Below are 26,226 nucleotides of genomic sequence, written 5' to 3' on the forward strand. Positions count from 1 at the left end.
CCCATCTGCTTACATCAAAGGAATCTGTCCAGAATAAGACCGTTCCGGGGGGATTGTTTCCAGATTCCACCACGCTCAGAAACCAAACAGATTGGCCTCCGTGATGGCTCGCTTGATGAAAGTGGTGCGATCGGCCTCTGGTTTCCATCCCAGGAGACGTTTCGGTTTTTCGTTCACGAAGGGCGAGAAATGGGCGCGGCTCTTCCAATCGGACAGGCTTGGCCGGATGACCCCGGAGCGGCGGAGGGCATATTTCTTCAACGCATATTTAACCGCGTCGGACGCGAAAAACGCGTGCAGATTGCCGGAAGATACGCGGATGCGCGCGCCGAGTTCATCATGAATGGCGTCGAAATAATCACGCGCCGACAACATCGGCTCTCCGATCAGATTGAAGCTCTCTCCCTCCACCGGCGCGTCGATCATCCGTACCAGCCCGTCCGCGATATCATCGTTCAGCACGAAGGGCAGGATGTTCCGCCCGTGGCCCCAGATGCGCACCGCGCCCGCACCGTGCCACCGGCCAATGCCCCAATGCTGCAGCGGGCCACCCGCGCCCACGACGATTCCGGGGCGGGCGATGACAAGCGGCAAGCCACGCTCGCGGTGCAGCGCCATCAGCTTTTTCTCGCATTCCGCTTTGGAGCGCGCATAGAGATTGCGGTCCGTCATGTCCTCGGCAAAGCCGGTGTCCTCGGTGATCCGCGTGTTCGGATCGGACATGTCATAGCTGGCGATGGTGCCGGTATAGACCAGCCGTCTGACCCCGGCCTTCTCACAGGCCATTCCAACGCGCGTGGCAACACCGACATCATTCACAAGGCAATCGGCCCAGGATGTTTCCAACGCCTTGGCGAGGTTGAAAACGACATCCATGCCCTTCATCGCCTCTGTCAGGCCTTCCAGATCATGCAAAGAGGCGCTGACCGTCTCGACATTGTCGGGAAGGTCCGGGAACGGCCCGGATCGCCCGCGTGACAGCACACGCACATCCCGCCCCTCCGCCACCAGACGCCGCGTCAGCGCGCGGCCGATAAAGCCGGTGCCGCCGATGACCATGGCGGTTGGTTTGGGCTTTCGGGTCTGCACGGCAGGGGCGGCGGTTTGCAACACATCGTCCGGGAGCAGGCCGATGGCATCGTCTATGGCCCGCATCACCTGCACCGCCGCCGCTCCGGAGAAGGGGTCGGCATCCCCGCCATAGAGCGCCGCGTTCATCCCGCGAAAGCTGCGCCCGTAGGGGTTTTTTGTGTTCAGGGATTTCAGCTGCACGGCGGCATTCTTCATTCCTTGCCACAGATGCTGCCGCGAGAGGTCCAACTGCCGCCGAAGCGGGTTGACCACCAGATCAGAGGCGTTCTCGCGCTCGACCACCAGAACATCCTGCGCATAATCCAGCCGCGCGCGAGCGGAGGAGCCGCGCAGAGTGACGCTGCGGTCATCCGTTGTCTCCACCATCGACAGGGTAAAGGTGATCTCCACCCCACCGGCCCGGGCGAGAATGCGAAAGGCCTGCGGGCGCATGTCTTCGCCGGGAAGGGCGACGGGCCGCGCGGCCTGTGCATGCAACACCTCGACCGGACCAAAGAGATCGCGGGCAAAGGCAAAGAGATGCGGACCGAGTTCGAGCAGCAGGTTCTTCGGCTGCCGCAAGAGCCAAAGGTTGAACGGCCCGGACCGCAGCGGCGCCAGCGGCAGCGCCCATGTGATCTCGCAGCCCGAGACACGTCCATAGAGTCCGGACGCCATGTCGTCCTTCATCCGGCGATAGGACGGCAGGCCGAGGAAATTGTGCCCTGCCGAGAAGCGTTTGCCTGTCTCGCGCGCGACTTCGGCGATTTCGGCGGTCTCTGCGGCACTTTCAGCCACAGGTTTTTCCACAAGCACGTCCAGGCCGCCGCGCAGGCACTGAATCGCGATTTCCTTATGTAAATGGGGCGGCGTGAGGATATGCACCGCGTCGCATTCCCCGGCGGAAATCAAATCGTCCACAGCCGCATATACTTTTGCACAGTATCCCGCCGCGAGCGCCGTTGCGGCGGTTTCATTGGGATCACAGACAGCGGCAATCCGCACGCCGGGCGTCGCGGCCAGGGCTTCGGCATGCCAGGTTGCAATATATCCGGCCCCGATCAGGCCAACGCGGGTTTCGGTGGACATGGAAGACGCCTTTTACTTGTACTCAATGATGCGCATGGCGCGGCCGGTCCGCCGCCGGACGTGAAATTGCGCCATGCCGATGAGATTGGGAAATTTCGAAAGGGTGAGCAGAAACGCGTGACGAAAGGCCTCGTCCGACGGCAGCCCGTCGCGGATCAGCCCCTGCGCGGTGCGCAGGTAGTTCAGTTCATAAATCGTCAGAAGGATCAGTGGCAGCCACCAGGAGATCACCACGCTGACCGGGATCAGAAGCGGTACTGCCGCGCCGTAGATCAGCGCGCGTTTGCGCTCACGCCGGAAATATTCAGGATGCAGGTGACCGACCTGGGCAAAGCCATGGCCCGTGCGCACCGCCCGGCGCCACCATTGCCTGAAGCTGAGCATATTGGCGTCATGGCGGGTCATCTCGACCGGAATGCGGTCGAGCTGCCAGCCCGCCTTGCGCAAGCGGGTGCAAAATTCGTCATCTTCGGCAGCGATCACCTGCGGGTTCATGCCGCCGACCTGCTGCCACGCCTCGGCGCGGACCATCATGTCCCCGCCACAGGCGTCGATTTTCCCGGCGGGACGGCGCCACTCCCAATCGCACAGCTGATTGTAGAGGCTGGCGTCGCGATGAATTTCCGAGCGCCAGCCGGTCACGAGGCCAAGCTTTGGATTGCTCTGAAGATGCGCGCGGGCCGCGTCGAGAAAACCCGGAACAAGGGCGCAGTCCCCGTCGATGAACAGCACGATCTGGGGATCAGTGAGCGCGTCGAAGCCGGCGTTGCGGGCGCGGGCGGCGGTGAAGGGCGTGGTCATGTCCAGCGACACGACCGTTGCGCCGCGTTGCTCTGCCTCCGCCACGCTGCTGTCGGTGGAGCCGCTGTCGACATAGACCAACTGCCGCGCCGCACCCAAAACGGAGTCCAGAGCGGCGACCAGACGCGCGCCCTCGTTGCGCCCGATCAGGACCACGTCGACGGGCGTCATGCGCGCTTCCCCTTTGGCGGCGTGTGATTGGCATAGCCGGAGAACAGGCGGGACAGACGCGCGGCTTCGGTCTGGATATTGAAGTCCTCGCGCACCGTGCCCTGCCCGGCCCGCCCCATGCGGCGGCGCATGTCCGGGTCGCTTAACAAAGCCGTCAGGGCCGCGCCCAACTGCGCCGCATCGCCGGGCGGGACAAGGCGTCCGCTGAAGCCATCCGCTACCAATTCCGGCACCCCGGCGATGCGTGTTGTGACCACTGGCACGCCAGAGGCCATCGCCTCCATCAACACCACGGGCACGCCCTCGGCAAAGCTCGGCAAGACGAAAACGTCGGTGTTGGCCAGAACGTCGGCCACCTCTGACTGGCTTTTGTAGCCGAGAAAATCGACCGGCATGCCTTTGGCTTGCGCCTCCAGGGCCGCGCGGTCCGGGCCGTCGCCGATCACCGTCAGACGCCAATCCCCGGGCAGCGCCTTGAGCGCCTCCAGCAGTACCGGCAGGCCCTTGACCGCCGCCAGCCTGCCGACGAACAGCAGCCGCGCGCCGTCATGGGCCGCAGTGCCATAGCGGTCGGGCTCCACACCGCAATGCACGATGTGAAAGCGATCCCAATGGGCTTGATCGGCAAAGCACATCAGTTGCGACCGGCAAAAATCGGAGATGCAGACCACGAATGCCGCGCGCGCCGCCTTTTCGTCAATGCGCCAGTGGTGCGGTTCGAAAAAGATGTCGGGGCCGTGAATGGTAAAGCTGTAGGGAATACCGCAGAGCGCGGAGGCCAGCATCGCCACGGTGCAGGAAGCCTTGGCGATGTGGTTGTGCAGGTGCTGCACGCCCCGATTGGCCAGTTCGTCGGCCAGAACCCCCGCCTCTGCGAAGTAGATCAGGTTGTAGACGCGGCCTTTCACGCCCTTCGGCGCGGTCTGCCACGCCAGTTTGAGCGCCCGGAAATAGCGGCTCGGTGCCCGAAGCCAACGCCCATGCGCCTTGAGCAGCCGCAGCGGAGATTTGCAGGCGTCCAGCACCTTCACCGTGCCTTGATGCTCTGCACGCTGCTCCGGCCCGACCAGATGCTCCGCCCCGGTGGTCCGGATCGAGCAGGTCAGCACTTCATGCCCGAGAGCGCGCAGGGCAGCGACCTCCCGTTGGATGAAAGTGTCGGAAGCGCGCGGATATTCCCCGGTCAGATAAGCGAGTTTGGGCAGGGTCATCGCCGCCGCTCCACGCTGCGGGCCAGCATGTCCTCGAAGCGGGCGCTGTCCTTGCCGCCAAGCACAGCGCGCAGAGCGGCGTTGGAATAGGTCAATGGCATCAGCCGGGCGCGCACGATTGGCTCTCGGAACAGGCCCGGCAAGCGCCCGGACAGAGGGCGCAGCGCACCCACCAGCCTGAACCAGAGTCCATAGGGCACCCTCACGACAAATTTCGGCCAGCCGGTCTGCGCGCGATGGGCGACCATGAACCGTGCACGGTTCGGCCGGTCATCATCCAGCGCGTTCAGCGCCGCAAGCCCCGTCGGTGCGGTCTGCACCGCATTGACCAGCATTTCAGCGAGGTGGTCCACGTGCACCACGGGCAATTCCCCCGTATTGCCGCCAATCTGCACAAAGACCTTCGAGGCCCAGAACCCCAGCAAGGCATGCCATGTGCGGCCCTCACCCCAGACCGCGCCGGGACGGATCAGCCATGCAGAGCGCACCGCCTCCGCGACCATAGCCTCCTGCTGGAGCTTGGCGCGGGTATAGGGATCGCGGGCCCGCTCCGGCGTTTCGGTCGGAGAAGACTCATCCAGGGTGTCCCCCGACTTCAGCGCCATGATGTCATAGACCACGATAGAGGAGACGAGCACGAAGCGGGCGTCCTGCCCCGCCATGGCGGACAGGACAGCGCGGGTGCCCCCGATGCTGAGCCGTTCATGCTGAACCGGATCGTCGCCAAGATGCGCCGCGGCGTGGATAATCGCGTCCACCTGCGGCATCACCTCGGAGAGCGCGTTTGCAGCGCCGGGTGCCGTCAGATCGAGCCGCAATGGCGTAATCCCTGCGTCGTCCTGCCATGCGGCGTGCGGCAGGCTGCGATACTGCGCAATGACCGAAAGGCCCCGCGCCCGCGCCGCGCGCACCGCCGCGCCGCCGACAAAGCCGCTGGCACCGGTAATCAGAATGCGGCTCACATCGCCCATGGCATCGGCTCCATTGGTGCGCAGCGGGTGGTCATGGCCTGGGCGCCGCTGTGCTCGCCCGCGTTCTGGATGGCAAGCGTGACCTCCGTCATGTGTAGCGCGAAGTCCCCGCCAAGGCGACTCTCCCTGCCATCGCGCAGAGCCTCCAGCACCTCCGCCGGGCCAAGCATGAAATTCATCGCCGCCGCGCCCCAGCGTTTCACCTTGGGGTGGGTCGGCCCCGATAGGCGAATGCGGCGCGGAAACGGCGATTCCATCAGCCGCCGCCGAACCGTCATGCGCCGGGCAAAACGCACCTTCGCGGCGTTGTCCCATGCCGCATCACAGCCGAGGACCCCTTTATCCCCGGTGATTCGTATCGCATGGTTGTGTTTGGCGACAATGCTGCAGGTCAGGCGGGTAACGGGGCCGTTCTCAAAGAATAGTGCCGCAACGGAAAGATCGGGGGCAAAAGGGCCGGTCCCGGCTTTCTCCGGCACCACCTCGGCGCTGGCGGCGACAACGGTGCGGACCGATCCGAACCAGCCGATCAGCCAGCCAAGATAATAGCCGGCATGTTCGAGGGTACAGCCCACGCGAAATTCATCGTCGTAGGGCCAAGGGGCGCCGCTTTCGGAGGTCCATCTAGTATAGGCCGCCTGCGGAATGAAGCCATCATCCAGCTCGGCATAGATCGCGCGCGGCGTACCCGCGATGCCGTTGCGAAGCGCATGACCAAGCGTCTGCGCCGCCTCTCCCAGAACGGAACAGGGTGCGGAGGCGAGGATAAGACCCTTGGCCAAAGCCAATGCGTGCAAGGACTTGGCATCATCGAGCCGCATGGCCAGCGGTTTTTCGGAATAGACCGGATGCCCCGCGTCAAGACAGGCGCGGGTTGTCGAAAAGTGGGCATCGGGATTGGTCAGGTTCAGCACCAAAGCCCCCGGCGCCGCAGCCATCAACGCCTCGAACGAGGGTTGCGATGGCACCGCCCAGAATCGACAGAACTGATCGAGCCGTGCGGCGTCGATGTCGAAGACCCCGGCCACGCGGATATCCGGCATGGCCGCCAGAGACCGCATATAGAGATCGGCCACAAAACCGCAGCCAAGTATCAAGATCTGTGTCATGATCCAATTGCCCCAGTGCGGCCAAGCCCCGGAATTCAGGCTGTTCGCGTCAGAAATTCGGGCTTCACTGCTCTACCCACTGTTAACTGACGCTTGCCTAATTGCCAAAGATGGCCAGAATTCGACAGGTTTTCGAAATTCGCACAATCCAAGTGAAACCCCTCTTTTGCCACGATTTTGGCATCAACGGCTGTTCTTTTCCCACTGAGGAAGCGTGAAAATTTTTACTAATGTGCCGCCGATAGAGAGGCTGGAATGCAGTTTACGATTAAAAGTCAGACGATCTCGGTCAACGTGCCGACCTGGGACGCCCTGGAAGCCCGGGTGCAAGAACGTCTGCTTGATCGTGAAGGCTTTTCGCTGGCGACCATTAACCTCGATCACCTGGTGAAACTCAATCGTTACAGTGAGTTCCGGGACGCTTACGCGCTGCAGGACTTCGTCGTCGCGGACGGTAATCCGATCGTCTGGATGTCTCGGCTGGCCAATCAGCCGGTGCAGCTGATCCCCGGATCTGACGCGATTCTGCCGCTGGCGCGGGTTGCTGCGCGCAATCAGGTGTCGGTTGCCTTTGTCGGATCGACCGACGAATCGCTCTTGGCGGCCAAGATCTTTCTGGAGCGCCGCGTTCCCGGGCTTCAGGTCGCGACCTGCCTGTCGCCGCCCATGGGATTCGATCCGCTCGGTCCGGCGGCTGAGAGAATGCTGCGACAGGTTGCGGCCTCTGGCGCGGGCCTGTGTTTCGTGGCGCTTGGCGCGCCCAAGCAGGAGATTCTCTCCGCGCGGGGCAGGCTGATTGCGCCCTCTGTGGGCTTTGCCTCGATCGGCGCGGGTCTGGATTTCTTTGCCGGATCGCAAAAACGCGCACCGGAATGGGCACGGCGCTATGCGCTGGAATGGCTGTGGCGGATGTTGAGCAATCCGCGCCGCATGACATGGCGCTATCTCAAGTGCTTCCTGATCTTGCCCGGTCAGGTTGTTCACGCTCTGTCGCTGCGCTCTCACAACGAGCGCTGACGCCGGATTACAGGCGCCGCGCCCGACGTTTCCTCATCAGCATCAGATCCTTGATCCGACTTTTCAGGCCACGGGGCGGCAGCACCTCGCGGTCCATTTCAAAGGTCGTCCCGGTCAGCGCCGGATCCCGCATCAAGGCAAGGGTTACCCCCCATTGGGCCGCCTCTTCCGGGGCCAGCCCGTCCGGAATGCCCATCTCCGTGCGCAGCATCCCGGGCATCCAATCGCCAATGACGATCCCCGGAAAGCGATCAGCCAAATCGACAATCAGACTGCGCGTCAGGATACGGGCCGCGCCCTTGGATACGGAGTAGGCTCCGGCGGTGGGCAACGGATTCAGGTCTGCGAAAGTCGCCACATTGAGAATTCGGCCCCTGCCCCGCTCGGCCATGTCTCGCAACGCGGCATGGCTACAGTGCACGATCCCGCCAAGGTTCGCCGCCACCACCTCCATGAAGGCCTCGGGGCTGGCGGCAAGGAAATCAGCATGGGGGTATACGGCAGCATTGTTGATCAACAGCGCGATGGGGCCATGGGTGTGCGTGAGCCGGGCAAAGGTCTGAGCGACGGCCGCACCGTCCGCCACATCCAGCGTTTCGCCGTGAAATAAACCCGGCGCGCAAAGGGCGGCGGTGTCTTGCAGCGGCCCGTGACGCCGACCAAGGCCAACCGTCGTAAAGCCGCGCTGCGTCAACTCCATCGCAAGCGCGCGCCCGAGTCCGGACCCTGCCCCCGTCACGATGGCAATCCCCTCCGCCGGTGTGAGCATGGTCATGGCATGGGCTCCTGCCTGAGGATATCCGCCACCCGCAGGGCGTTGGCGGCAATGGTTAGCGACGGGTTCACGCCCATGGACGTCGGCATGAACGAGGCATCCACGACCCAGAGATTGCCGATCTCGTGGCTGCGGCAATCCGGGCGCAGCACACTTGTTTCCGGATCGTCGCCAAACCGGAGCGTGCCGCAGGGATGGCCATAATTCAACTCCGGCACAAGGCCGAGAAACATCCTGCGGTGCCCCCTGAAGGCCCGGCGTATGGTACGGCGGAAGGCGCGGCGGCGGCGAAGCAATTCCGGAGCAAACGTGTAGTCGACCGAGAGCCTGTCCGGCATGGCGGGATCATAGGTCAGCCGGTTCTGAGCATAAGGCAGATCTTCCATTAGCCCCACGAACAACTGTGCATGACCAAAGAGACGCTCGGCGAGGGCGGCGGGCAGGCGTGTCATCTGCCGCGCTCCGGGCACCCGGGCAAAAGCGCTCCGGGCGAGCATAATGTTCAGATAATGCACGATTTCACCATAGGAGGCCCGAATACCCATGGCCTGCACCGTGCCGAACCGCTCGCCCACGTGGTAGAGATCGCGCAGCGAGATTGCCTTGGTCGCGCCATCCTTCGCATCACCCGCCTTTGGCCAGAGCGCGAAAATCTCGTTGAGGTGAAACATGAGGTTGCACCCGACCTGACCGGAGCGGTTGGCAAGCCCGTTCGGATGCGCATCCGACGCAGATTTCAACAACAGATGCGCAGACCCGAGCGCGCCCCCGGCGAGGATGAAGCGCCGGGCGCGGAAGACCTGCGGATCACCCCTCAGCCGTGCCTCCACATGGCTGATCCGGTCGCCATCACTGGCCAGCCGGGTCACCTTGGCATCGGTCAGCAAGGTGGCGTTGCCGGTGGCCAGCGCCGGTTCAACACCGGCAGAGCGCCCGTCCATCTTGCACCGTTTCGGGCACTTCGTGCCAAGGCAGCTCTGACAGTCCGGCACCCGCTCCAACGCCGTGTGGGCGTGGTAGGGGTGCAGGCCCGCCGCAGTCAGGCTTTGCATCAACGACTGTTCGGTGCTGTTGAGACCGGGCGCATCGCGCAGCGGCAGGGCGGTTTCCGCGGACAGCGGATCGGCGGTGCCATAGATGCGATAGGTCCGCGCCGCGCGGTCGAAATAGGGCGCCATGGCGTCAAACCCGACCGGCCAGCCGCCGGTGGGATGCGGCTTGCCTTCGGTCGGTTCCAGATCGTGACGTTCCGGGCGCTCCAGAGTGGCGGCATAAAACACAGAGCTGCCGCCCACACCGGCACCAAGCGGCGCATAGAACGCACTGTGCCTGCCATTCAGGACAACATGCAGCGGCTCCTGCCAGAGGCCCCGGGTCCGGCGGGCTTCGGGCAGGAAAACATCACTCAATCCATTGGCTTCACTGCGATAGCCAGCGACGCCCTGTTCGAGGAAAAGCACCGTCTGCCCGGCCTCCGCCAGCGCCCGCCCGATGGTCCCGCCGCCCATGCCAGTGCCGATGACGATGGCGTCCCAAATCGTATCACAGGCCGGGTGGGTCATGCGCTAATCGTTAGAGCTGACCGTCAGGGCGGTCTGCTGTGTCATGCCGGAAAAGACCGGCGCAAAGACATCGCGCAGCCGCAGCGCGGCGGCGTTGGTCACGTGGTTGTTGTCGAAATACTGGCCAGTGCCGTCGTGGATCGCAGAGCAATGGTACGGGTCGCACAGATAGGGCCATGTATCGAGCACCGTCACGCGGTCCTCCTCCTGAAGCGGCAGCCACAAGCCGTCAGCCAGGGCGGCGCGCAGGGCGAGGACCTGTCTGTCCACCTCATTGTGCGTGCTTGGTTTTGCCGCAAGGGGCCAATGCCGGTGGGCGGCCTCGCGAGCGGCCTTGCGGCTGTCGTAGTAGGGGATTTCCGGCGGTTGGCGCATGACAAAGACGGCGGGCCCCCAGGCCGAGAGCTTTGCCACCGTGTGCCGTGCGGCGCTGGCAAGAAGACGGGCCTGAATAGTTCCGATCTGTTCCAATCCGTCCGTGGGGTGCAGGGAAATGCGGTTTTGCGCATCCAGACCGACCCCCTGACCGCTGGCATAGTAGCTCCAGCGGCCGATCAGCAAAATGGATTCGAGGCTCGTCAGGCGCGGAAAGCTCTGTTCGATCTGCTTGTTGGCCTGGGTGCAGGCGGTGTCCTGTGCCTGTGTCGCGCTGCTTTCGATCTTGCGCACGCCAAAAAGCGGCGGGCAGCCGGCGCGCCAGAGGATGATGCCCGGTACGTTCGCCTCGAAGGCGGCAAGGTCGAGGCCCTCCCTGAACGCGCGGACGTGGCTGTCACCCCAGACAAGAACACGCGGCGGACCCTCCGGGCCGATCGGGCAGACTTCCAGACCGTCGAGAGGCAGCACCGTGGCGGTGTAGCAGCGGCTCCAGTCCTGCAGGAAATCGGCGCTGGCGGCAATGTGGGTGCGAGCCTCCAGACCGAAACGACCTGGCAGGCCGTCCGCCTTGTAGAGCCATCCGCCGAGGCCGAGCAAAATCGCGGAGGCGAGCGCGGTTCCGGCAAAGACAGACCCGCCGGGCAGGCCGCGGGCGTGGCGCACCGGGGTTTCGACATAGCGCCACGACAGCCAGCCAAGACCGAAGGAGAGCGCCATCCAAACCAGCGATTCCAGTACGTTGGCATAGCCCTCCCGAAGGTAGGTGGAGAGCGTGTAGACCGGCCAGTGCCAGAGATAGAGAGAGTAGGATATCGCCCCGACAAACATCGCGCACCGGTTGCAAAGCAATCGGTTGACCGGATTGCGATTGAGGCCGTTGGCGATGACAAGAACCGTGCCCAGCACCGGCGGGATCGCAAGCAGGCCGGGGAACAGGGGTCCGGCGGGAATAAACAACACAGATGCGAGGATCAGACCCATGCCGAGCCATGACAGCACCGCCCAGCCGCGCCACCGCCGCCCGGTTTCATATCCCCAAATGGCGAGGAGCACGCCGCTCAGCAGCTCCCACGCACGGAAAGGAAAGAGGTAGAAGGCCGCAGTCTGGGCGTAGGGGGTAAGCAGGATACTGCCAAGGAGTGACAGTGCCCATATGGCGACAAGCAAACCAAGCAACCCCCAACGCCAGCGCGCCAGGAAAAGAATGAGCAAAGGCAAGAGGATATAGAACTGCTCTTCGACCGCGAGGGACCAGGTGTGAAGCAGGGGCTTGTCCTCGGAGGCGGCGTCGAAATAGCCCGCGCTGCGGAAGAACAAGACGTTCGAGAGATAGACCGTGGCAGCAATCAGGGATTTCCCATACTCGCGGAATTCAAAGGGCAACAGCAGCGCCCAGCCAAGCAGCGTAGTCACGATGGCCATGACAAAAAAGGCGGGCGCGAGGCGGCGGAATCGGCGGATATAGAAATTTTTCAACCAGATACGGCCGGTCTGATCGTATTCCCGCCAGAGGATTCCACCGATCAGAAAACCGGAGATCACGAAGAAGACATCGACACCGACAAAACCGCCCTGAAGCGGCATACCAAAGTGATAAAGAACAACAGACAGCACAGCGACGGCGCGAAGGCCGTCGATATCGCCCCGGTAGGGCATGGTCTGACCGAGCGGGGCGCTCAATCGAGGGGCCTCAGCTGTGCGAGCCGGGTCATGTTTGCTCCTTCCGGGTTCTCCGGGTCTGCGGTCTGATCCGTCGGTCTGGATTTTCCCTGACGAGCGGACAGACGTAAGCGCGTCATGCACATGGAATACGGCGTGACGTGAAGGTGTTGCTATAGGTTTAACTATAGATCAAATCTTGGCGGGAATTGGGCGAATGACGGGCTGGGAGTGTATTTTGTGATCGAAAAACAAGTCTCTGCCGAGGTGCCGGATTGGAGCCGGGAATCTGTAAGACGCGTCTGGGATCCAGGACAGAAATTGTTGCGGGCGCTGCGCCGCTATCAGGCGGCGAAGGCGCGGGGGGGCGTTCTTGGCCGTTTGGCGTGCAAATACTGGGCTCTGAATCACCTGTTCTGGTCGACAATCTGTCAGACGGAGCTGCACCTGAATACGGAGGTTGGCGGCGGTCTGCGGTTGACGCATCCGACCGGGATCATCATCCATCCCGATGCCAAGATCGGCGTGAATTGCATGATATTTCATCAGGTTACACTTGCCGGACCGGTTGTTCTCGGGGGGCATGTGGATGTTGGCGCCGGCGCGAAACTGATCGGACCACTGACGGTGGGGGATCACGCGGTGATCGGCGCGAACGCGGTGGTGACCAAGGACGTTCCCGCAGGGGCCACAGTGGCCGGAATCCCGGCGCGGGTGATCCGGGACGGTGGTTAATTCGGCGATTTTCGACCCGGGATTAACGCGCCGCGCGGTGGGGTTAATACCCCGTGCGCCAAAATCAGGCCCAAGGACAACCTACATCTTGGGGCGCGGCCAGATCCACCCACCACGGGTTAATCGACGTTAACCGCTTCGCGGGGCGCGTTAAGGGGCGTTTGGTACGATTCTCGCCGAGTTTGGTACAAAACTCAAATGGCTGCGGTGAGTCGCGGAACTGCCGCCGTTGCAGCCCGATGTTTTTGGTTAATCAGTCGGGCCGCCCAGCAGATCGACCAGTTTCGCCACCGTGTTGAGATTGCGTGTGGTGCCCTGCTCCATCGCGGCCAGCTTCAGCTTTGAGCGCCCTATGCCATCCGGATAATGAATGAAGACCGTGCGGCCCAACGGGATGATTTCCTCGGTGGACAGGCCGCGCGGCGCGAGGGCGTCCGACTCTGGCGCGTCCGGCAGAAAGAGCACGCCGATCTGATTCGGCCGCGCGTCCGGCCACGGGTTGGCACGCAGGGCTGCCGCCATCTCGGACGCGCTGCGCAGGAGAACGCCGACGGGCTTGCCAGCATAGGCCGCGAGCCGGGTTTCGAGCGCGGCGCGGATGGTGGGCTCGTCGCCATGGGCGGTGAAAAGCGCATTGCCGCTGGCGATATAGGTGGAGACCTGCGTGAACCCGGCCTGCGTACAGAGTGCGCGCAAGTCGGCCATCGGCAGTTTGCCGGTGCCGCCGACATTCACGGCACGCAGGAGGGCGCAATAGCGGGTCATGGGCGAACAGTAGCGCAGCAGGAGGGATTGAGAAACGCTTCGCTTCGGACAGGGGGTCCGGGCACAAAAAGCCCGGGCGCGAACGCCCGGGCAGTGTTTCCTTAGGCCGATAGGAAGGAGAACTCAGCCCTTAGAGAATTCGGGGTAGGCTTCCATGCCCAGCTCCGCCATGTCGAGACCGTTGATCTCGTCCTCTTCGGACACCCGGATGCCGACGGTCATCTTGAGGATGAACCACACGATGCCGGAGGTCACGAAGACGAAGGCGCCGATGGACACGATACCAAGGATCTGCGTCGCGAAGGATGTGCCTTCGGTGTAGAAGGGAACCGCAAGGGTGCCCCAGATGCCGGCCAGCAGGTGAACCGGGATGGCGCCGACGACGTCGTCGATCTTCATCTTGTCGAGCATCGGGACGGTGAAGACCACGATTGCGCCGCCGATGGCACCGATCCAAAGCGCACCGAAGAGCGACGGGTCGAGCGGACCTGCGGTGATGGACACGAGGCCAGCCAGAGCGCCGTTCAGCGTCATGGTGAGGTCAGGCTTCTTGTACATGAACTGGGTCAGCAGGAGAGCGACGACAGCACCGGAGGCCGCAGCCATGTTGGTGTTGGCGAAGATGCGGGACACGTCGGTCACGTCGCCCACGGTGCCCATGGCAAGCTGCGAGCCGCCGTTGAAGCCGAACCAGCCGAGCCACAGGATGAACGTACCCAAGGTAGCAAGCGCAAGGTTGGAGCCCGGCATCGGGATGACGCGGCCGTCCTTGTATTTGCCGATACGCGGGCCGAGGATCAGAGCACCGGCAAGCGCTGCAAAGCCACCCGCTGCGTGCACCAGGGTCGAGCCAGCGAAGTCAGAGAAGCCTGCTTCCGAGAGCCAGCCGCCGCCCCACTGCCAGGATGCTTCGATCGGGTAGATGAAGCCGGTCAGCACGACAACGAAGATCAGGAAGGGCCAGAGCTTGATGCGCTCTGCGAGCGTGCCGGACACGATGGACGCGGTGGTCGCACAGAACATCAGCTGGAAGAAGAAGTCGGAGCCAGCGGAGGCATAATCAAGCGCCGCTGCATCCGCGCCAAGGCCGACGGGCTCAAGCGAAGTGATGGCGAAGAACGGGCCAAGCCAGCCTTCGACCAGCCATTCGGCCGGGTACATGATGCCAAAACCAACGAGCCAGTACATGATGGCCGCGATGGAGAAGAGCGCGATGTTCTTGGTCAGCTGCATCGTGACGTTCTTGGAGCGGACGAGGCCCGCTTCGAGCATGGCAAAGCCTGCCGCCATCCAGAACACCAGGAAGCCGCCGATCAGGAACAGCAGGGTGGTGAAGATATACGGGTTGATGTCCGGGGCCGCGGCTGCGGCGTCCTGAGCAGAGCCCAGCGTGGGCAGGGCCACGAGCAGCGCAGCGGGCGCCAGTGTTTTCAGAAGGTTCATTGTTCGGATGTCCTCTTTGTCCTGTTGGGTCCGCGTCAGAGCGCGTCTGCGTCGGTTTCGCCGGTGCGGACCCGCACGGCCTGCTGCACGTCGAGTACGAAGATCTTGCCGTCACCGATCTTGCCGGTCTGGGCGGTGGACTTGATGGTATCGACCACCTGGTCCGCCATGGCCGCGCCAACGACGATTTCGAGCTTGATTTTCGGCACGAAGTTCACGGCGTATTCCGCGCCACGGTAGATTTCTGTATGGCCGGACTGCGAGCCGAAGCCCTTGATTTCCGTCACCATCATGCCGCGTACGCCGATCCCGGTGAGCGCCTCGCGCACCTCTTCGAGCTTGAACGGCTTGATCGTTGCAATGATCAGTTTCACCTTGGTCCCTTTCGCTTTTGCAGGGCGTGCCTGCTATTGGCTTTTGCAGAAAGGCGCTCGGGACGGCGTTATGGAAGGTTGAAGCGCGTATTTCGGGGGCAGTTTCCGGGTTTAGTGTTCAAAAATTGTGCGTTCTAATTTTCGTGCCTAAAAATTATGCAACTTACGAAGCGAATTCTCGCCTAAATGTGGTCAACATTGCTGCGCAAGCACGATAGGTTTGGCACAACAAAAGCGAAAAAACCGGGCAGATTTCATGAGTGATTCACGACGCAGGCCGGGGCGGCTCGTCGCAGACAGGCGATACCCCAAGAAGGGCGCCGCTGCGGCAAAGTCCAAGGCGAAACCGACAAAGGCGCGCAAGAAGGCACCCGCGCGGCGCAAGGCTCCGGCCCGGCGACGCAATCCAATTGCCGCTTTCGTGCTCGGGTTTTTCGGTCGGATCTTCAGCCTGATCTGGCGCACGGTGGCGTTTGCGACGATCGTGGCGGTGCTGATCGTGGCCGGGATCGTCTTTGTCATGCAGTCGGACATGCCGCCTGCCTCGCAGATGGTCGATGGCCGGGCCAAAGGCTCCGTCACGTTGCTCGACAATCGCGGGGCCATCTTTGCGCTGCGCGGGGATCAGTTCGGCGGTGTGGTGACGGCGGCCAGCGTGTCGCCGCATCTGAAGAACGCGATCGTCGCAACGGAGGACAAGCGGTTCTACCGACACTTCGGGGTGAGTCCGCGCGGGATTGCCGGGGCGATCAAGATCAACCTGTCCGAAGGGCGCTCGGCGCTGTCCGGTCATGGCGGCTCGACCATCACGCAACAGACCGCCAAGCTGCTGTGCATCGGGGTGCCGTTCGATCCGACGGAATGGAAGAACGAGGCGGAGTACATCGAGGATTGCCGCCGGTCCTCGCTGGCGCGGAAGGCGAAGGAAGCCCTCTACGCCATCGCGATGGAAGTGAAATACACCAAGGACGAGATCCTCTCGATCTATATGAACCGGGCCTACATGGGCGGCGGCGCTTATGGGGCGGAGGCCGCGTCGCAGCGGTATTTCTCCAAACCCGCGGCGGCGCTGGACCCGGCGGAGGCGGCGATGCTTGCCGGATTGCTGACTGCGCCGTCGTCGCTTGCGCCGACCGCCAATCTCAAGCGAAGCCAGGATCGTGCCGCGACGGTGCTGCGCCTGATGAATGATCAGGGATATCTGAGCGACAAGGACACGGCCTATTATCAGGCGCACCCGGCGGCGCTGTCCGACGAGGCGGGCAACCTGCGGGGGGGATACTTTGCCGATTGGGTCATGCAGTCCGGGCCGGAGTTCTTTACCAAGGACACGACAGAGGACGTGGTGATCCAGACCACGCTGGACCAGCGAATCCAGCGCGCCACGGCCGATGCGGTGAACCAGGTCTTCAAGGAGAAGGTGCGCGAGGGTTCCAAGGCGCAGGTGGCCGTGGTGGTCATGGATGCCGAAGGTGCGGTGCGGGCGATGGTCGGCGGGCGCGATACCGACGCGTCGGGTCTGTTCAACCGCGCATCCCAGGCGGTTCGGCAGACCGGCTCAGCCTTCAAGCCGTTTGTCTACGCCACCGCGCTGGAGCTTGGCTACTCGCCGCTCGATACGGTTCTGGACGAGCCTTATTGCCTCAACATCGCCGGATCCGGACAGTGGTGCCCGGAAAACTATACCCGCCAGCATTATGGCCGCGTCACGCTGACCGAGGCGCTGAAGCGATCGCTCAATGTCCCGGCGGTCAAGGTGTCCGAGAGTGTCGGGCGCGATCTGGTGATCCGGGTGGCACATGATTTCGGCATCGTGCGCGATTTGCACGACACCCCCGCCATGGCGCTTGGCACATCGGAGGCAACGCTGATCGAGATGACAGGCGCCTATGCGGGCATCCTCAATGGCGGCTCCTCGGTGCAGCCATACGGGCTGAAGGAACTGCGCCTGAAAGGGGAGAGCGAGCCGCTCATGGGAAGTGGCGGCGGCATCGGCGAGCGGGTCATTCAGCCCGACGCGGCGCATCAACTGATCTGGATGATGGAAAAGGTCGTCACCGAAGGCTCCGGCGGGCGCGCACGCCTGCCCGACCGTGAAGCCGCCGGCAAGACCGGCACCAGCCAGGAGGCGCGGGATGCGTGGTTCATCGGTTTTACCGCCGATTACGTGACCGGCGTTTGGATGGGCTATGACGACAATACTCCGCTGACCGGTGTGACCGGCGGCGGGCTGCCTGCCGAGTTGTGGCACGAGGTCATGGTGCGGGTGAACGAAGGCGTGCCGGTGAAGCCGCTGCCGATGCAGGCGCCGGTGGCACCGCAGCGCGCGCCGGAACCCGAGCCAGAGCCCGTACCGCAGGCGCAGCAGCGCAATGGCGGGGCGCGGGTCGGCGATACGCTGCTTGATCAGGTGCTGCGCGATATCTTCGGCGGAGGGAACTGAGGGCTGGCGGGCGTTTGACGAGAACGCAACCGCCGACCTGCCCACGGCAATCGGACCGACCCTTTTGAAGGTGATCCGCTGGCCCTTCGGGTCGGCGGGCATCGCCCGTCAGAAGTCCGCTTCAGGGATGCCCACGCTTGCCGCGTCTTCGAAGACCAGCGTTTCGATCCCGCTCAGGCGCAGCACGCCGTCCGGCCCCGAGGCCAGCAGCAGACCGCCGTCGCGCCGGAACGTGTAGTCCTCCCGCGAGCCCGGCAGCACGGCGCGGTCCGTGCCCGGCCCACCGCCGAGCACATCCGCACCGCCCGACGCAATGAGGGAATCGTTGCCCGGCCCACCGATCAGGATGTCGTCGAAGCTGGTGCCCTGCATCCGCTGATTGCCGACATCGGCGATCCGGGTGATCCCGTTGCGGAAGGCGCGCTCCTCGCGCCGTTCCCAATCGTTCAGGCCGGAAGCGTTGAAGGCCATCAGCATATCCCAGCGCGGATTGACGTCATCCAGGTGCCGCAGGGCGCCCCAGCTGCCCCATTTCGTGGCCGGGGCCACATCGACGAACGCGTTGAACAAGGTGCCTCCCGCCCGGTTCCAACCCGCCAGAAGCTGTTCGTAGAGCTTGGCCATTTCCGGCGTGTAATTATACATCGCGAAGAAATCGGTGAGGCGGTCATCGTTCACCTGCGCCCCATGCGCGGTGACATGGGTGCCGCCTTCGTACATGACGAGACGCAGGCCCGCCCGGCTGGCCGCGCCCGCGTGGTAGGGGAAGATCTCTTCGGTCAGCTCGCGCAGGGACCCTTCTTCGAGCGCCAGAGTGACAGGCGCGATGGCGGCATCAAAGCGGGCGTCCTTGACGAATTCGCGCAGAGCGACCCGTTTGAGACCCTGCGCCTCTCCGGCGCGTGTCGCCATCGCCTCGGCGGTGTCGAGCCAGTCGGTCATGCGCTGCGCCATGTCCTCGCCGCCCATCTCGTAGCCGAAATAGCCGGTCACGGCGTAGGCGTCGAAGCTCTCCTGCGGAGCGCGCCCCAGTTGCAGGAAGGCCAGCGGTGCCAGCAGCACGCTTTCCTCCAACCCCGGCCAGCCGGTGTGCGTGGCGGCGACGCGGACCAGCCGGTCGCGCGTTTCGTCGCCGAAGACGTCGCTCCAGATATCCATGACCTGCGCCGCGCGCAGGCCGTAGTATTGCATCCACCCGGTTTCGGACTCGCCCCAGAGCACGCGCGCCTCGGCGGCGGCCCATTGCGCCTGGGGAAAGATGAAATTCCAGACTTCGTTGGAAAATTCGACATAGGCCTTGAGGCGCGGATCGAGATCGGCCTTCACCAGCGCGGCGAATTGCCGGACATAGTCGTCATCGGCGAGGTGGGGCATGTTGAACCACGGGTCGGCACCGATGCGATTGGCGAGCCGGATCATCACCTCCGCCGGAACGCCCCAGACCGTCCATGTGGCATCGTCCATGCGCGGGCGGTCATCCCACGTGGTGATGGGCGAGCCGTTGGTCATCATCCAGTCCATGAAGCGGATCGAGCGCAGATCTTCGATGCGGCCGATCCAGTCGGGATTGAACAGCACGCCCGCCTCGAAAAGCGGCAGATGCGCGCGTTTGACGATGTGAATGTCGCGGATCGGATCGTTTGGGTCGATGGCGCTCAGGGCGACACCGACGAGACCATCGCCCGGTTCGTAGAAAAAGCCGATTTCGCCGTCTTCATAGCGGACGCGCTTGGCACGGCCGGTGAGGGTGATCTCCCCCTTGCCCTCGTAGAACAGCACGTATTCACCGCGCAGGTGCGTCGCCTCGGTGGGTTGGTCGGTGAGCAGAACGGCTTCGAGCACATCGGCACCGTCCGGGATCGACGTGGGATAGCCGTCCGGGCCGATATGCCCCCCGGCGCGCAGCGCTTCGGAGGAGAAGGCCCCCCATGTGTCGCCGGAATGGCCGACCCAGTCGCGGGCAGTTTTCATCAGGTCGATGAAAGGATGCTGCGTGGACCAGTCGGCGATGCCGTTGAGACCCATGCCAAGCGCCGGAATGCCATCGGGCCGGATGCCGCGCGGCGGCAGTGCGACGGGCTGCCTTTGTGGCAGGGCTGGGACGTCGGTTGCGGCCTCGGCGATGGCGGTCTGCGGCGCGGGGCGCGGGGCGGCGGCGCGGGTGTTTGCGGTGGCCTGAACCGCAGTCCAGATCGCCTCCGCCAGTTGCGGATACTGGTCGGTCACGTCCGGGTGCAGGGTGATTGGCGGGGACCAGTCCGCCGGCGGTGGCGCGTCGTAGAGCACACTATAGGTGATCATCGCCGCGAGCAGGTAGAGCGTGCGCGTGCCGTGCGGCTCGGCGTCGACATAGAAGGCCTCTGCCGGAAGACCGGCCAGCGGCGCGCCCTCTTCAAAAAGCGAGCCAAGCACGGAAGCCACGGGGACAAGCGTGACATTCGCATCGGGGCGCGCCCGGGCGATGCGGTCCATGAGGTCCAAATACCATTGGTGCGTGTCGGTGCGGTTGGCGGCGTTGTAGCGGGCAAAGGCCTGCGCATTTGGCGGAAACTCCCCGGTGATCGTCCCCATCTCGGCCCAACCTTCGTAGAGAAGAATGCGGCTGTCGGGGCTTTCGCGGCGAATCCAGTCGATCAGTTGCAACGCGGCGCCAAGCGGGCTTTCCCCGGTTGGATTGTCGCCGTCGTAGGGCACGTCGGGCAGCTGATACTGAATGAAATTGGCCGGGGCGATCATAACCGCATCGAAACGCCCGGAGGCAAAGGGACGATCCGGGGACCACGCGCCGGACACGCCGGGAAAGGACCAGTTGGCCGTCGGGGGGCTGCCCGCGAAGTTTCGCAAGAAGCCCCATTGCCCGTCCACGGCAAAACTGCGGCCTTCGGAGCGCGCCATGGCGTTCAGCCAGTGCGGTACGTTTGTGTCATCCGCAGTCTCGCTGAGATAATTGACCAGTGAATTGCCGAACACATAGAGCCGTGCGCCCGCCTCCCCGGCGCGCTCCTGCGCCAGAGCCTGCCACGGCAAACACACCAGAAGAGCGGCCGCAAGCATCCTGAAGATCATATCACTGCCCTGTATTTTCCTGCCTTCGGTCAAGTATGGCGCAGCGCGGCCCCCGGTCAAAGCCCCCGCAGAGAATCCGGCTGAAAATTGCGGGTTTTCTTTTAAGATTCGGGGCGTATAGTGCAGCCCATGATCAACGCCACACATATCGCAGACAGCGCGCGCCTTCCGGCGCCCTTCGCGCGTGGCCTTGACCTGCTCCTAACTCGCCTCTGAGCGCGGCCAATTCGGCGCGCGTGCTCAGAGGAGACATGTGACGCGCCGTCTTTCCCACAGTGCACTCAGAGTTAGGAAGACCTCATGAAGCCCATAAACCTGGCCGAAAAGCTGGCGATGTTCACGTCCCACTGGGACCCGCATGTGATCGCAGGTTATAACGACAACGACGTGATGGTGGTGAAATTCCAGGGCGAATTTCCCTTTCACAAACATGACACCAGCGATGATTTCTTCTTCGTCCTCGAAGGCGAGATGACCATGGAGTACGAAGACGCAGATCCCGTAACGGTCCGCGCCGGAGAGCTTGTGATCGTCCCTGCCGGCGTCGTACACCGTCCCCGCGCCGATGAAGAAGTGCGGGTTCTGCTGATCGAACCCAAAGGTGAACCCAATACCGGAGACAGCGACCGGGCCGCCTCCGCCAAACCGCATATTTGAGTCAGGACCAAGACAATGACCAATACGACACAGGACCACGTCCTCATCTTCGACACCACGCTTCGCGATGGCGAGCAGAGCCCCGGCGCAACCATGACCCATGACGAGAAGCTGGAGATTGCCGAGCTGCTCGATGACATGGGTGTCGACATCATCGAAGCCGGTTTTCCGATCGCGTCGGAGGGCGATTTCCGCGCCGTGAAGGAGATCGCGGAGCGCTCGAAAAACTCCGTGATCTGCGGGCTGGCGCGGGCACAGCTTCCGGATATCGACCGGTGCTTTGAAGCGGTGAAACACGCGGCGCGTCCGCGCATTCACACCTTCATCGGCACGTCGCCGCTGCACCGCGCCATTCCGAACCTGACCATGGACGAGATGGCCGAGCGCATCGAACAGACCGTGACCCACGCGCGCAACCTGACGGACAACGTGCAGTGGTCGCCGATGGACGCGACGCGGACCGAATGGGATTATCTGTGCCGCGTGATCGAGATCGCCATCAAGGCGGGCGCGACCACGATCAACATTCCCGACACCGTCGGCTATACCGCGCCGCGCGAGAGCGCCGATCTGATCCGCCGCCTGATCGAAACGGTGCCGGGCGCCGATGAGGTGGTCTTTGCCACGCATTGCCACAACGACCTCGGCATGGCGACGGCAAACTCCCTGGCGGCGGTCGAGGCCGGTGCGCGGCAGATCGAATGCACGATCAACGGGCTGGGCGAGCGCGCGGGCAACACGGCGCTCGAAGAGGTGGTGATGGCGCTGCGGGTGCGCAACGACATCATGCCGTTCCAAACCCATATCGACACCAAGAAGATCATGCATATCTCACGGCGTGTCGCGACCGTGTCAGGCTTTCAGGTGCAGCCGAACAAGGCGATCGTGGGCAAGAACGCCTTTGCCCATGAGAGCGGCATCCATCAGGACGGCATGCTCAAGAACGCGGAGACCTTCGAGATCATGCGCCCCGAGGACGTGGGCCTTGCCGGCACGTCGCTGCCGCTGGGCAAGCACTCCGGCCGCGCCGCGCTGCGCGCCAAGCTCAAGGAGCTTGGGACAGACGTGGGCGACAACCAGCTCAAGGACATCTTTGTCCGCTTCAAGGATCTCGCCGACCGCAAGAAAGAGGTGTTCGATGATGACATCCTCGCGCTGGTCTCCGCCACCACCGAAGGCGCGGATGCGATCCAGCTTGTCAACCTCAGCGTCACCTGCGGCACCGGTGGTCCCGCAAAGGCGGAGATCGAGCTTGAAATCGACGGAAAGGATCTGACCGCGACCTGCGAGGGCGACGGCCCGGTGGACGCGTCGTTCAAGGCGGTGCGCGAGCTGCACCCGAACAAGGCACGGCTTCAGCTTTATCAGGTGAGCGCCGTGACGGCGGGGACGGATGCGCAGGCGACCGTCTCGGTCCGGCTCGAAGAGGACGGCATGATCGCCACCGGCCAGTCGGCCGATACGGACACCGTTGTCGCCTCGGTTCTGGCCTACATCCAGGCGCTCAACCGCCTCATCGTGCGCCGCTCCAAGGTCGGTCCTGGCGCCGACAAGCGCGAGATCAGTTACAAAGAGATGTAACAACCAAAGGCCCGGTCGAAACGCCGGGCCTTTTTTCATGGTGCGCTACCGTTGCATGGGAATGAGGAGGCGATGCCAATCAGCGTCAAGTCATGAGTAAGCATGCGAAAATCTCGACCGCAGCGGTGACGCTTTATGCGTTATACAAGATTGTACCAATCGTTCTTCTTTTCGTTTTCGTTATGCCCCATGGGGGAGACAGCGCCGACACAGCGAGCGTTTTCGCAGACGATCTTGAACCGGACATCGTGGAAGCCGCGATCGCCAGACTAGAAGACGAATTTGATGTCAGCTGCAGACGGAATGGTGAAGATCGCCGATGCACCTCTTGGAATGTGTTGACTGATGAAGCCGATGCTTCGGCCTTGATTTTGCGGCGGCGTAGGGATGAGCAGGATCGCCTGCTCGTCAGCTCCACTCCGGATCACCTTTTCCTTGTTGGTGCGCATCGGTTGAACAGGGTTCATGCGCGGATCGAACAGCTCTGGGGGCCCATGCTGAAGCCGGACGTGGCGAAGCCTCCGGAGACCAAAATTCGCTGACGTGTGAAACGCTGCTTCGGGCGTGGACCCCGTCAGCTCTTCTTCACGAATTTCGTCAGGATCACGATCCGCTGCCCCTCGACACGGCCCGAAATATGCTCCGCATTGTCGGCCTCAAGCGAAATCTTGCGAACGGCGGTGCCCTGTTTGGCGGTAAAGCCCGCGCCCTTGACCGGCAAAGCCTTGATCAACGTGACGGTATCGCCGTTCTGCAGGACCGTGCCATTGACATCCCTGTGCACGATCGCTTCGCCCGAGGGCATCCCCGCCTCGGCCCATTCCAAGACTTCGGGTTCGAGATAGGCAATCTCCAGAAGATCATTGGCCCAGGCCGCGTCCAGTCGATGCAGCAACCGGTAGGCGAGCACCTGTTCGGCGGGCTCCGTGCTCCAGATCGCCTCGTTCAGGCACTGCCAATGCGGGGCGTCCTGCGGGCCGTTGGCCACACCATCGGCGCAGGTCGCGCAAAGCGGGACGGTGTCGTCCTTCGGGGCAACACTCACGGGGCTGGCGTCATCGGCCTTGCACAGGGCGCATTGGGTCATCGGTGTTTTCCTTCGATCTCGGGTTAGCGCCCATAGACCCCAGGCCCTGCATCCTGTCCATGCGTCCTATCGCGCAGGCGGTCCGTAGGGCGGGGCTATGCCCCGCTCCCGCGTCAAAACAACAGCCCCACCACCAAAGGCGCGAGCACCGCCGTCAGCACTGCGTTCAGCCCCATGCCAATCCCGGCAAAGGCGCCTGCGGTTTCGTGGATGCGGAAAGCGTGGGCTGTGCCAATGCCATGCGCCGCCACGCCCACGGCAAAGCCGCGCGCACGCCAGTCAGAAACCCCCAGCATGTTCAGCATGGGCGTTGCGACGATCGCGCCGGTGATGCCGGTCAGGATCACCAGCACCGCCGTCAGCGATGGCTGCCCGCCAATCGCTTCGGACACGCCAAGCGCCACCGGCGCGGTGGCCGATTTCGGGGCCAGAGACAGCAGCGCCTGCCCGCGCACGCCCATGGCCCAGGCGATGCCCAGCGCTGAAAAGATCGCCGTCAGCGAGCCCGCCAGCAGCGCCGCCGCCATCGGCAGCAGGCTTTCCTTTACCCGCCCCAGGTTGAAGTAAAGCGGCAGGGCCAGCGCAACAGTTGCGGGGCCAAGCATGAAGTGCACGAATTGCGCACCCTTGAAGTAGGTGGTGTAGGGTGTGGTGGTGACTTTGAGAATGACCGCCAGAAGAATCACCGAGATCAGCACCGGATTGGCCAGCGCGTGGCGGTTCAGCGCCTCGGACAACCGGTCGGCAATGACATAGGCGCCAAGCGTCAGCGTCAGCCAGAGCAGTGGCTCGCGCGCGAGGTAGCTCCAGAGGGCGACGGCCTCATCCATCGCGGCCTCCCGTCATCCGCACCACCAGCAGGAACGCTCCGACCCCTGCAAGAATCGCGAGCACCGTGCTGCCGAACAGCGCCACGAAAAGCCCCGGCCCGTCGCGTCCGAATGTATCCAGATGCGCCACGACCCCGACGCCCGCCGGGACAAACAGCAGCGACAGGTGGCTGAGCAGCCCGGTCACCGTCGCCCGCATGTACTCCGCCAGCCGGGGCACCATCAGCAGCGTGACGAACAGCCCCGCAAGACCGAATACAGGGCCGGGAATGGACAGGTCCAGCCCCCGGGACAGCGTTTCCCCAGCCAGCTGATAGATCAGCAGCACCAGTAGGACGCGGATCATCTGCATCGGAAAGGCGCGATCACAGCATGGCAGGCACGACCTGGTCGGGCGGGCGGTGGCCATCGGCGAAAGTCTTGACGTTGATGATGACCTTCTCGCCCATCTCGACGCGACCTTCCTGCGTGGCGGAACCCATATGCGGCAGCATCACCACGTTGGACATCCCGCCAAGCTCCGGATTGCCCTTGATGCCGTGTTCGTAGACATCGAGGCCGGCCCCGCCGAGCTCTCCGGATTTCAGCATCCGGGTCAGCGCATTTTCGTCCAGCACTTCGCCGCGCGATGTGTTGATGATCACGGCGGAGGGTTTCAGCAGTTTCAGCCGCCGCGCGTTCAGCAGGTGATAGGTGCTGGGCGTGTGGGGGCAATTTACGCTGATGATATCCATCCGCGCGACCATCTGGTCGAGGCTGTCCCAATAGGTGGCCTGAAGATTGTCCTCGATCTCGCCGCGCAGGCGGCGGCGGTTGTGATAATGGATCTGCATCCCGAAGGCCGCCGCGCGCCGCGCCACCGCCTGTCCGATCCGGCCCATGCCCAGAATGCCGAGCCGTTTTCCGCCAAGCCGGGTGCCAAGCAGCGCGGTTGGGGCATAGCCCTTCCAGTCGCCGGTCTGCATCACCTCCATGCCTTCCTGAATGCGGCGGGTCACGCCGAGAATCAGAGCAAGAACCATGTCGGCGGTATCCTCGGTCACCACGCCGGGCGTGTTGGAAACCAGAATGCCGCGCTGCCGCGCCGTGGCCACGTCGATATGGTCAAACCCGGCGCCATAGTTGGCGATCAGCTTGAGATTTTCGCCCGCCTGTCCGATCAGCCCGGCGTCGATTACATCGGAGACCGTAGGGATCAGGACGTCCGCCTCCCGCACCGCGTCGATCAACTCACCGCGCGTCATCGGCGCATCGTCGGACCGAAGGCGCACGTCGAAGAGCTCCGTCAGGCGCGTCTCGACCACTTCGGGCAGGCGTCGCGTCACGACAACACTCAGACGTTTTGATGGCATTCCCGCTCTCCCGTTGCTTCCCCCGTTCGGGGCCTTGTGGCACAGTGCGTCAAAGGGATTTGGGGCGCAAGAACCCCGA

General features: G+C 63.5%; 22 protein-coding genes. 6 read left to right on the top strand and 16 right to left on the bottom strand.

Annotated elements, in window-relative coordinates; translation table 11 throughout:
• Positions 1 to 75: 75 nt before the first annotated feature.
• Genes ACN2XU_RS08800 through ACN2XU_RS08820 form a run of 5 tightly spaced genes read right to left on the bottom strand, consistent with a single transcriptional unit; the run spans position 76 to position 6,423 of the window.
• Positions 76 to 2,160: an NAD-dependent epimerase/dehydratase family protein gene (locus ACN2XU_RS08800; protein WP_419410057.1), complete on the bottom strand. Its 2,085-nt coding sequence runs from the start codon at positions 2,158 to 2,160 to the stop codon at positions 76 to 78.
• Positions 2,161 to 2,172: 12 nt separating this feature from the next.
• Complete coding sequence (locus ACN2XU_RS08805; protein WP_419410058.1) at positions 2,173 to 3,132, bottom strand: glycosyltransferase family 2 protein; 960 nt, start codon at positions 3,130 to 3,132, stop codon at positions 2,173 to 2,175.
• Entirely contained in the window at positions 3,129 to 4,343 is a 1,215-nt protein-coding gene (locus tag ACN2XU_RS08810) for a glycosyltransferase family 4 protein (protein WP_419410059.1), read from the bottom strand. The genes ACN2XU_RS08805 and ACN2XU_RS08810 overlap by 4 nt, the downstream gene beginning before the upstream one ends.
• The gene (locus ACN2XU_RS08815) at positions 4,340 to 5,314 is read right to left on the bottom strand and encodes an NAD-dependent epimerase/dehydratase family protein (RefSeq protein WP_419410060.1); all 975 of its coding nucleotides are present in this window, start codon (positions 5,312 to 5,314) and stop codon (positions 4,340 to 4,342) included. The genes ACN2XU_RS08810 and ACN2XU_RS08815 overlap by 4 nt, the downstream gene beginning before the upstream one ends.
• Positions 5,302 to 6,423 (bottom strand): Gfo/Idh/MocA family protein, encoded by a 1,122-nt coding sequence (locus ACN2XU_RS08820; protein WP_419410061.1) that lies wholly within the window; start codon positions 6,421 to 6,423, stop codon positions 5,302 to 5,304. The genes ACN2XU_RS08815 and ACN2XU_RS08820 overlap by 13 nt, the downstream gene beginning before the upstream one ends.
• Before the next feature lie 255 nt (positions 6,424 to 6,678).
• Between ACN2XU_RS08820 and ACN2XU_RS08825 the strand changes: the two genes are divergently transcribed.
• Positions 6,679 to 7,440 (top strand): WecB/TagA/CpsF family glycosyltransferase, encoded by a 762-nt coding sequence (locus ACN2XU_RS08825; protein WP_419410062.1) that lies wholly within the window; start codon positions 6,679 to 6,681, stop codon positions 7,438 to 7,440.
• 7 nt (positions 7,441 to 7,447) lie between these two features.
• On the opposite strand, the gene ACN2XU_RS08830 is transcribed toward ACN2XU_RS08825, so the two are convergent.
• Genes ACN2XU_RS08830 through ACN2XU_RS08840 form a run of 3 tightly spaced genes read right to left on the bottom strand, consistent with a single transcriptional unit; the run spans position 7,448 to position 11,811 of the window.
• Positions 7,448 to 8,215: an SDR family oxidoreductase gene (locus ACN2XU_RS08830; protein ID WP_419410063.1), complete on the bottom strand. Its 768-nt coding sequence runs from the start codon at positions 8,213 to 8,215 to the stop codon at positions 7,448 to 7,450.
• Positions 8,212 to 9,777 carry a GMC oxidoreductase gene (locus ACN2XU_RS08835; protein ID WP_419410064.1) on the bottom strand — a complete coding sequence of 522 codons (1,566 nt, stop codon included), beginning with the start codon at positions 9,775 to 9,777 and terminating at the stop codon, positions 8,212 to 8,214. Before ACN2XU_RS08835 ends, ACN2XU_RS08830 begins: the two co-directional genes overlap by 4 nt.
• Positions 9,778 to 9,780: 3 nt before the next feature.
• Complete coding sequence (locus ACN2XU_RS08840; protein ID WP_419410196.1) at positions 9,781 to 11,811, bottom strand: acyltransferase family protein; 2,031 nt, start codon at positions 11,809 to 11,811, stop codon at positions 9,781 to 9,783.
• Positions 11,812 to 12,054: 243 nt separating this feature from the next.
• Between ACN2XU_RS08840 and ACN2XU_RS08845 the strand changes: the two genes are divergently transcribed.
• A complete protein-coding gene (locus tag ACN2XU_RS08845) occupies positions 12,055 to 12,549 on the top strand; it encodes a serine O-acetyltransferase (protein WP_419410065.1) in 495 nt (164 codons plus the stop codon).
• Positions 12,550 to 12,798: 249 nt separating this feature from the next.
• Here ACN2XU_RS08845 and ACN2XU_RS08850 read toward each other — a convergent pair whose 3' ends face one another.
• The 3 genes from ACN2XU_RS08850 to ACN2XU_RS08860 all read right to left on the bottom strand — a co-directional run bounded on the left by ACN2XU_RS08850 (position 12,799) and on the right by ACN2XU_RS08860 (position 15,131).
• Entirely contained in the window at positions 12,799 to 13,314 is a 516-nt protein-coding gene (locus ACN2XU_RS08850; RefSeq protein WP_419410066.1) for a DUF1697 domain-containing protein, read from the bottom strand.
• 123 nt (positions 13,315 to 13,437) lie between these two features.
• Positions 13,438 to 14,757: an ammonium transporter gene (locus ACN2XU_RS08855; RefSeq protein ID WP_419410067.1), complete on the bottom strand. Its 1,320-nt coding sequence runs from the start codon at positions 14,755 to 14,757 to the stop codon at positions 13,438 to 13,440.
• A 35-nt stretch (positions 14,758 to 14,792) separates the two neighbouring features.
• A complete protein-coding gene (locus tag ACN2XU_RS08860; protein ID WP_419410068.1) occupies positions 14,793 to 15,131 on the bottom strand; it encodes a P-II family nitrogen regulator in 339 nt (112 codons plus the stop codon).
• 256 nt (positions 15,132 to 15,387) lie between these two features.
• Between ACN2XU_RS08860 and ACN2XU_RS08865 the strand changes: the two genes are divergently transcribed.
• Positions 15,388 to 17,574: a transglycosylase domain-containing protein gene (locus ACN2XU_RS08865; protein ID WP_419410069.1), complete on the top strand. Its 2,187-nt coding sequence runs from the start codon at positions 15,388 to 15,390 to the stop codon at positions 17,572 to 17,574.
• A gap of 108 nt (positions 17,575 to 17,682) precedes the next feature.
• On the opposite strand, the gene ACN2XU_RS08870 is transcribed toward ACN2XU_RS08865, so the two are convergent.
• Positions 17,683 to 20,640, bottom strand: a complete 2,958-nt coding sequence (locus tag ACN2XU_RS08870) for a calcium-binding protein (RefSeq protein WP_419410070.1) — start codon at positions 20,638 to 20,640, stop codon at positions 17,683 to 17,685.
• A 300-nt stretch (positions 20,641 to 20,940) separates the two neighbouring features.
• Between ACN2XU_RS08870 and ACN2XU_RS08875 the strand changes: the two genes are divergently transcribed.
• The 3 genes from ACN2XU_RS08875 (at position 20,941) to ACN2XU_RS08885 (ending at position 23,420) form a co-directional block, all read left to right on the top strand.
• On the top strand, positions 20,941 to 21,297 hold the full coding sequence (locus tag ACN2XU_RS08875) for a cupin domain-containing protein (protein WP_419410071.1): 357 nt from the start codon (positions 20,941 to 20,943) through the stop codon (positions 21,295 to 21,297).
• A gap of 15 nt (positions 21,298 to 21,312) precedes the next feature.
• The gene (locus ACN2XU_RS08880; protein WP_419410072.1) at positions 21,313 to 22,878 is read left to right on the top strand and encodes a 2-isopropylmalate synthase; all 1,566 of its coding nucleotides are present in this window, start codon (positions 21,313 to 21,315) and stop codon (positions 22,876 to 22,878) included.
• 92 nt (positions 22,879 to 22,970) lie between these two features.
• Entirely contained in the window at positions 22,971 to 23,420 is a 450-nt protein-coding gene (locus tag ACN2XU_RS08885) for a hypothetical protein (RefSeq protein ID WP_419410073.1), read from the top strand.
• Between the two features lie 32 nt (positions 23,421 to 23,452).
• On the opposite strand, the gene ACN2XU_RS08890 is transcribed toward ACN2XU_RS08885, so the two are convergent.
• The 4 genes from ACN2XU_RS08890 to ACN2XU_RS08905 form a co-directional block, all read right to left on the bottom strand.
• Complete coding sequence (locus ACN2XU_RS08890; protein ID WP_419410074.1) at positions 23,453 to 23,965, bottom strand: alkylphosphonate utilization protein; 513 nt, start codon at positions 23,963 to 23,965, stop codon at positions 23,453 to 23,455.
• Between the two features lie 113 nt (positions 23,966 to 24,078).
• On the bottom strand, positions 24,079 to 24,795 hold the full coding sequence (locus ACN2XU_RS08895) for an LrgB family protein (protein ID WP_419410075.1): 717 nt from the start codon (positions 24,793 to 24,795) through the stop codon (positions 24,079 to 24,081).
• Positions 24,788 to 25,204, bottom strand: coding sequence for a CidA/LrgA family protein (locus ACN2XU_RS08900; RefSeq protein ID WP_419410076.1), 417 nt, complete (start codon positions 25,202 to 25,204; stop codon positions 24,788 to 24,790). The genes ACN2XU_RS08895 and ACN2XU_RS08900 overlap by 8 nt, the downstream gene beginning before the upstream one ends.
• Complete coding sequence (locus ACN2XU_RS08905; RefSeq protein WP_419410077.1) at positions 25,161 to 26,147, bottom strand: 2-hydroxyacid dehydrogenase; 987 nt, start codon at positions 26,145 to 26,147, stop codon at positions 25,161 to 25,163. Before ACN2XU_RS08905 ends, ACN2XU_RS08900 begins: the two co-directional genes overlap by 44 nt.
• Positions 26,148 to 26,226 lie beyond the last annotated feature (79 nt).

The sequence above is a fragment of the Pacificoceanicola niger genome (assembly GCF_048553275.1).
Taxonomy (GTDB): Bacteria; Pseudomonadota; Alphaproteobacteria; order Rhodobacterales; family Rhodobacteraceae; genus Pacificoceanicola.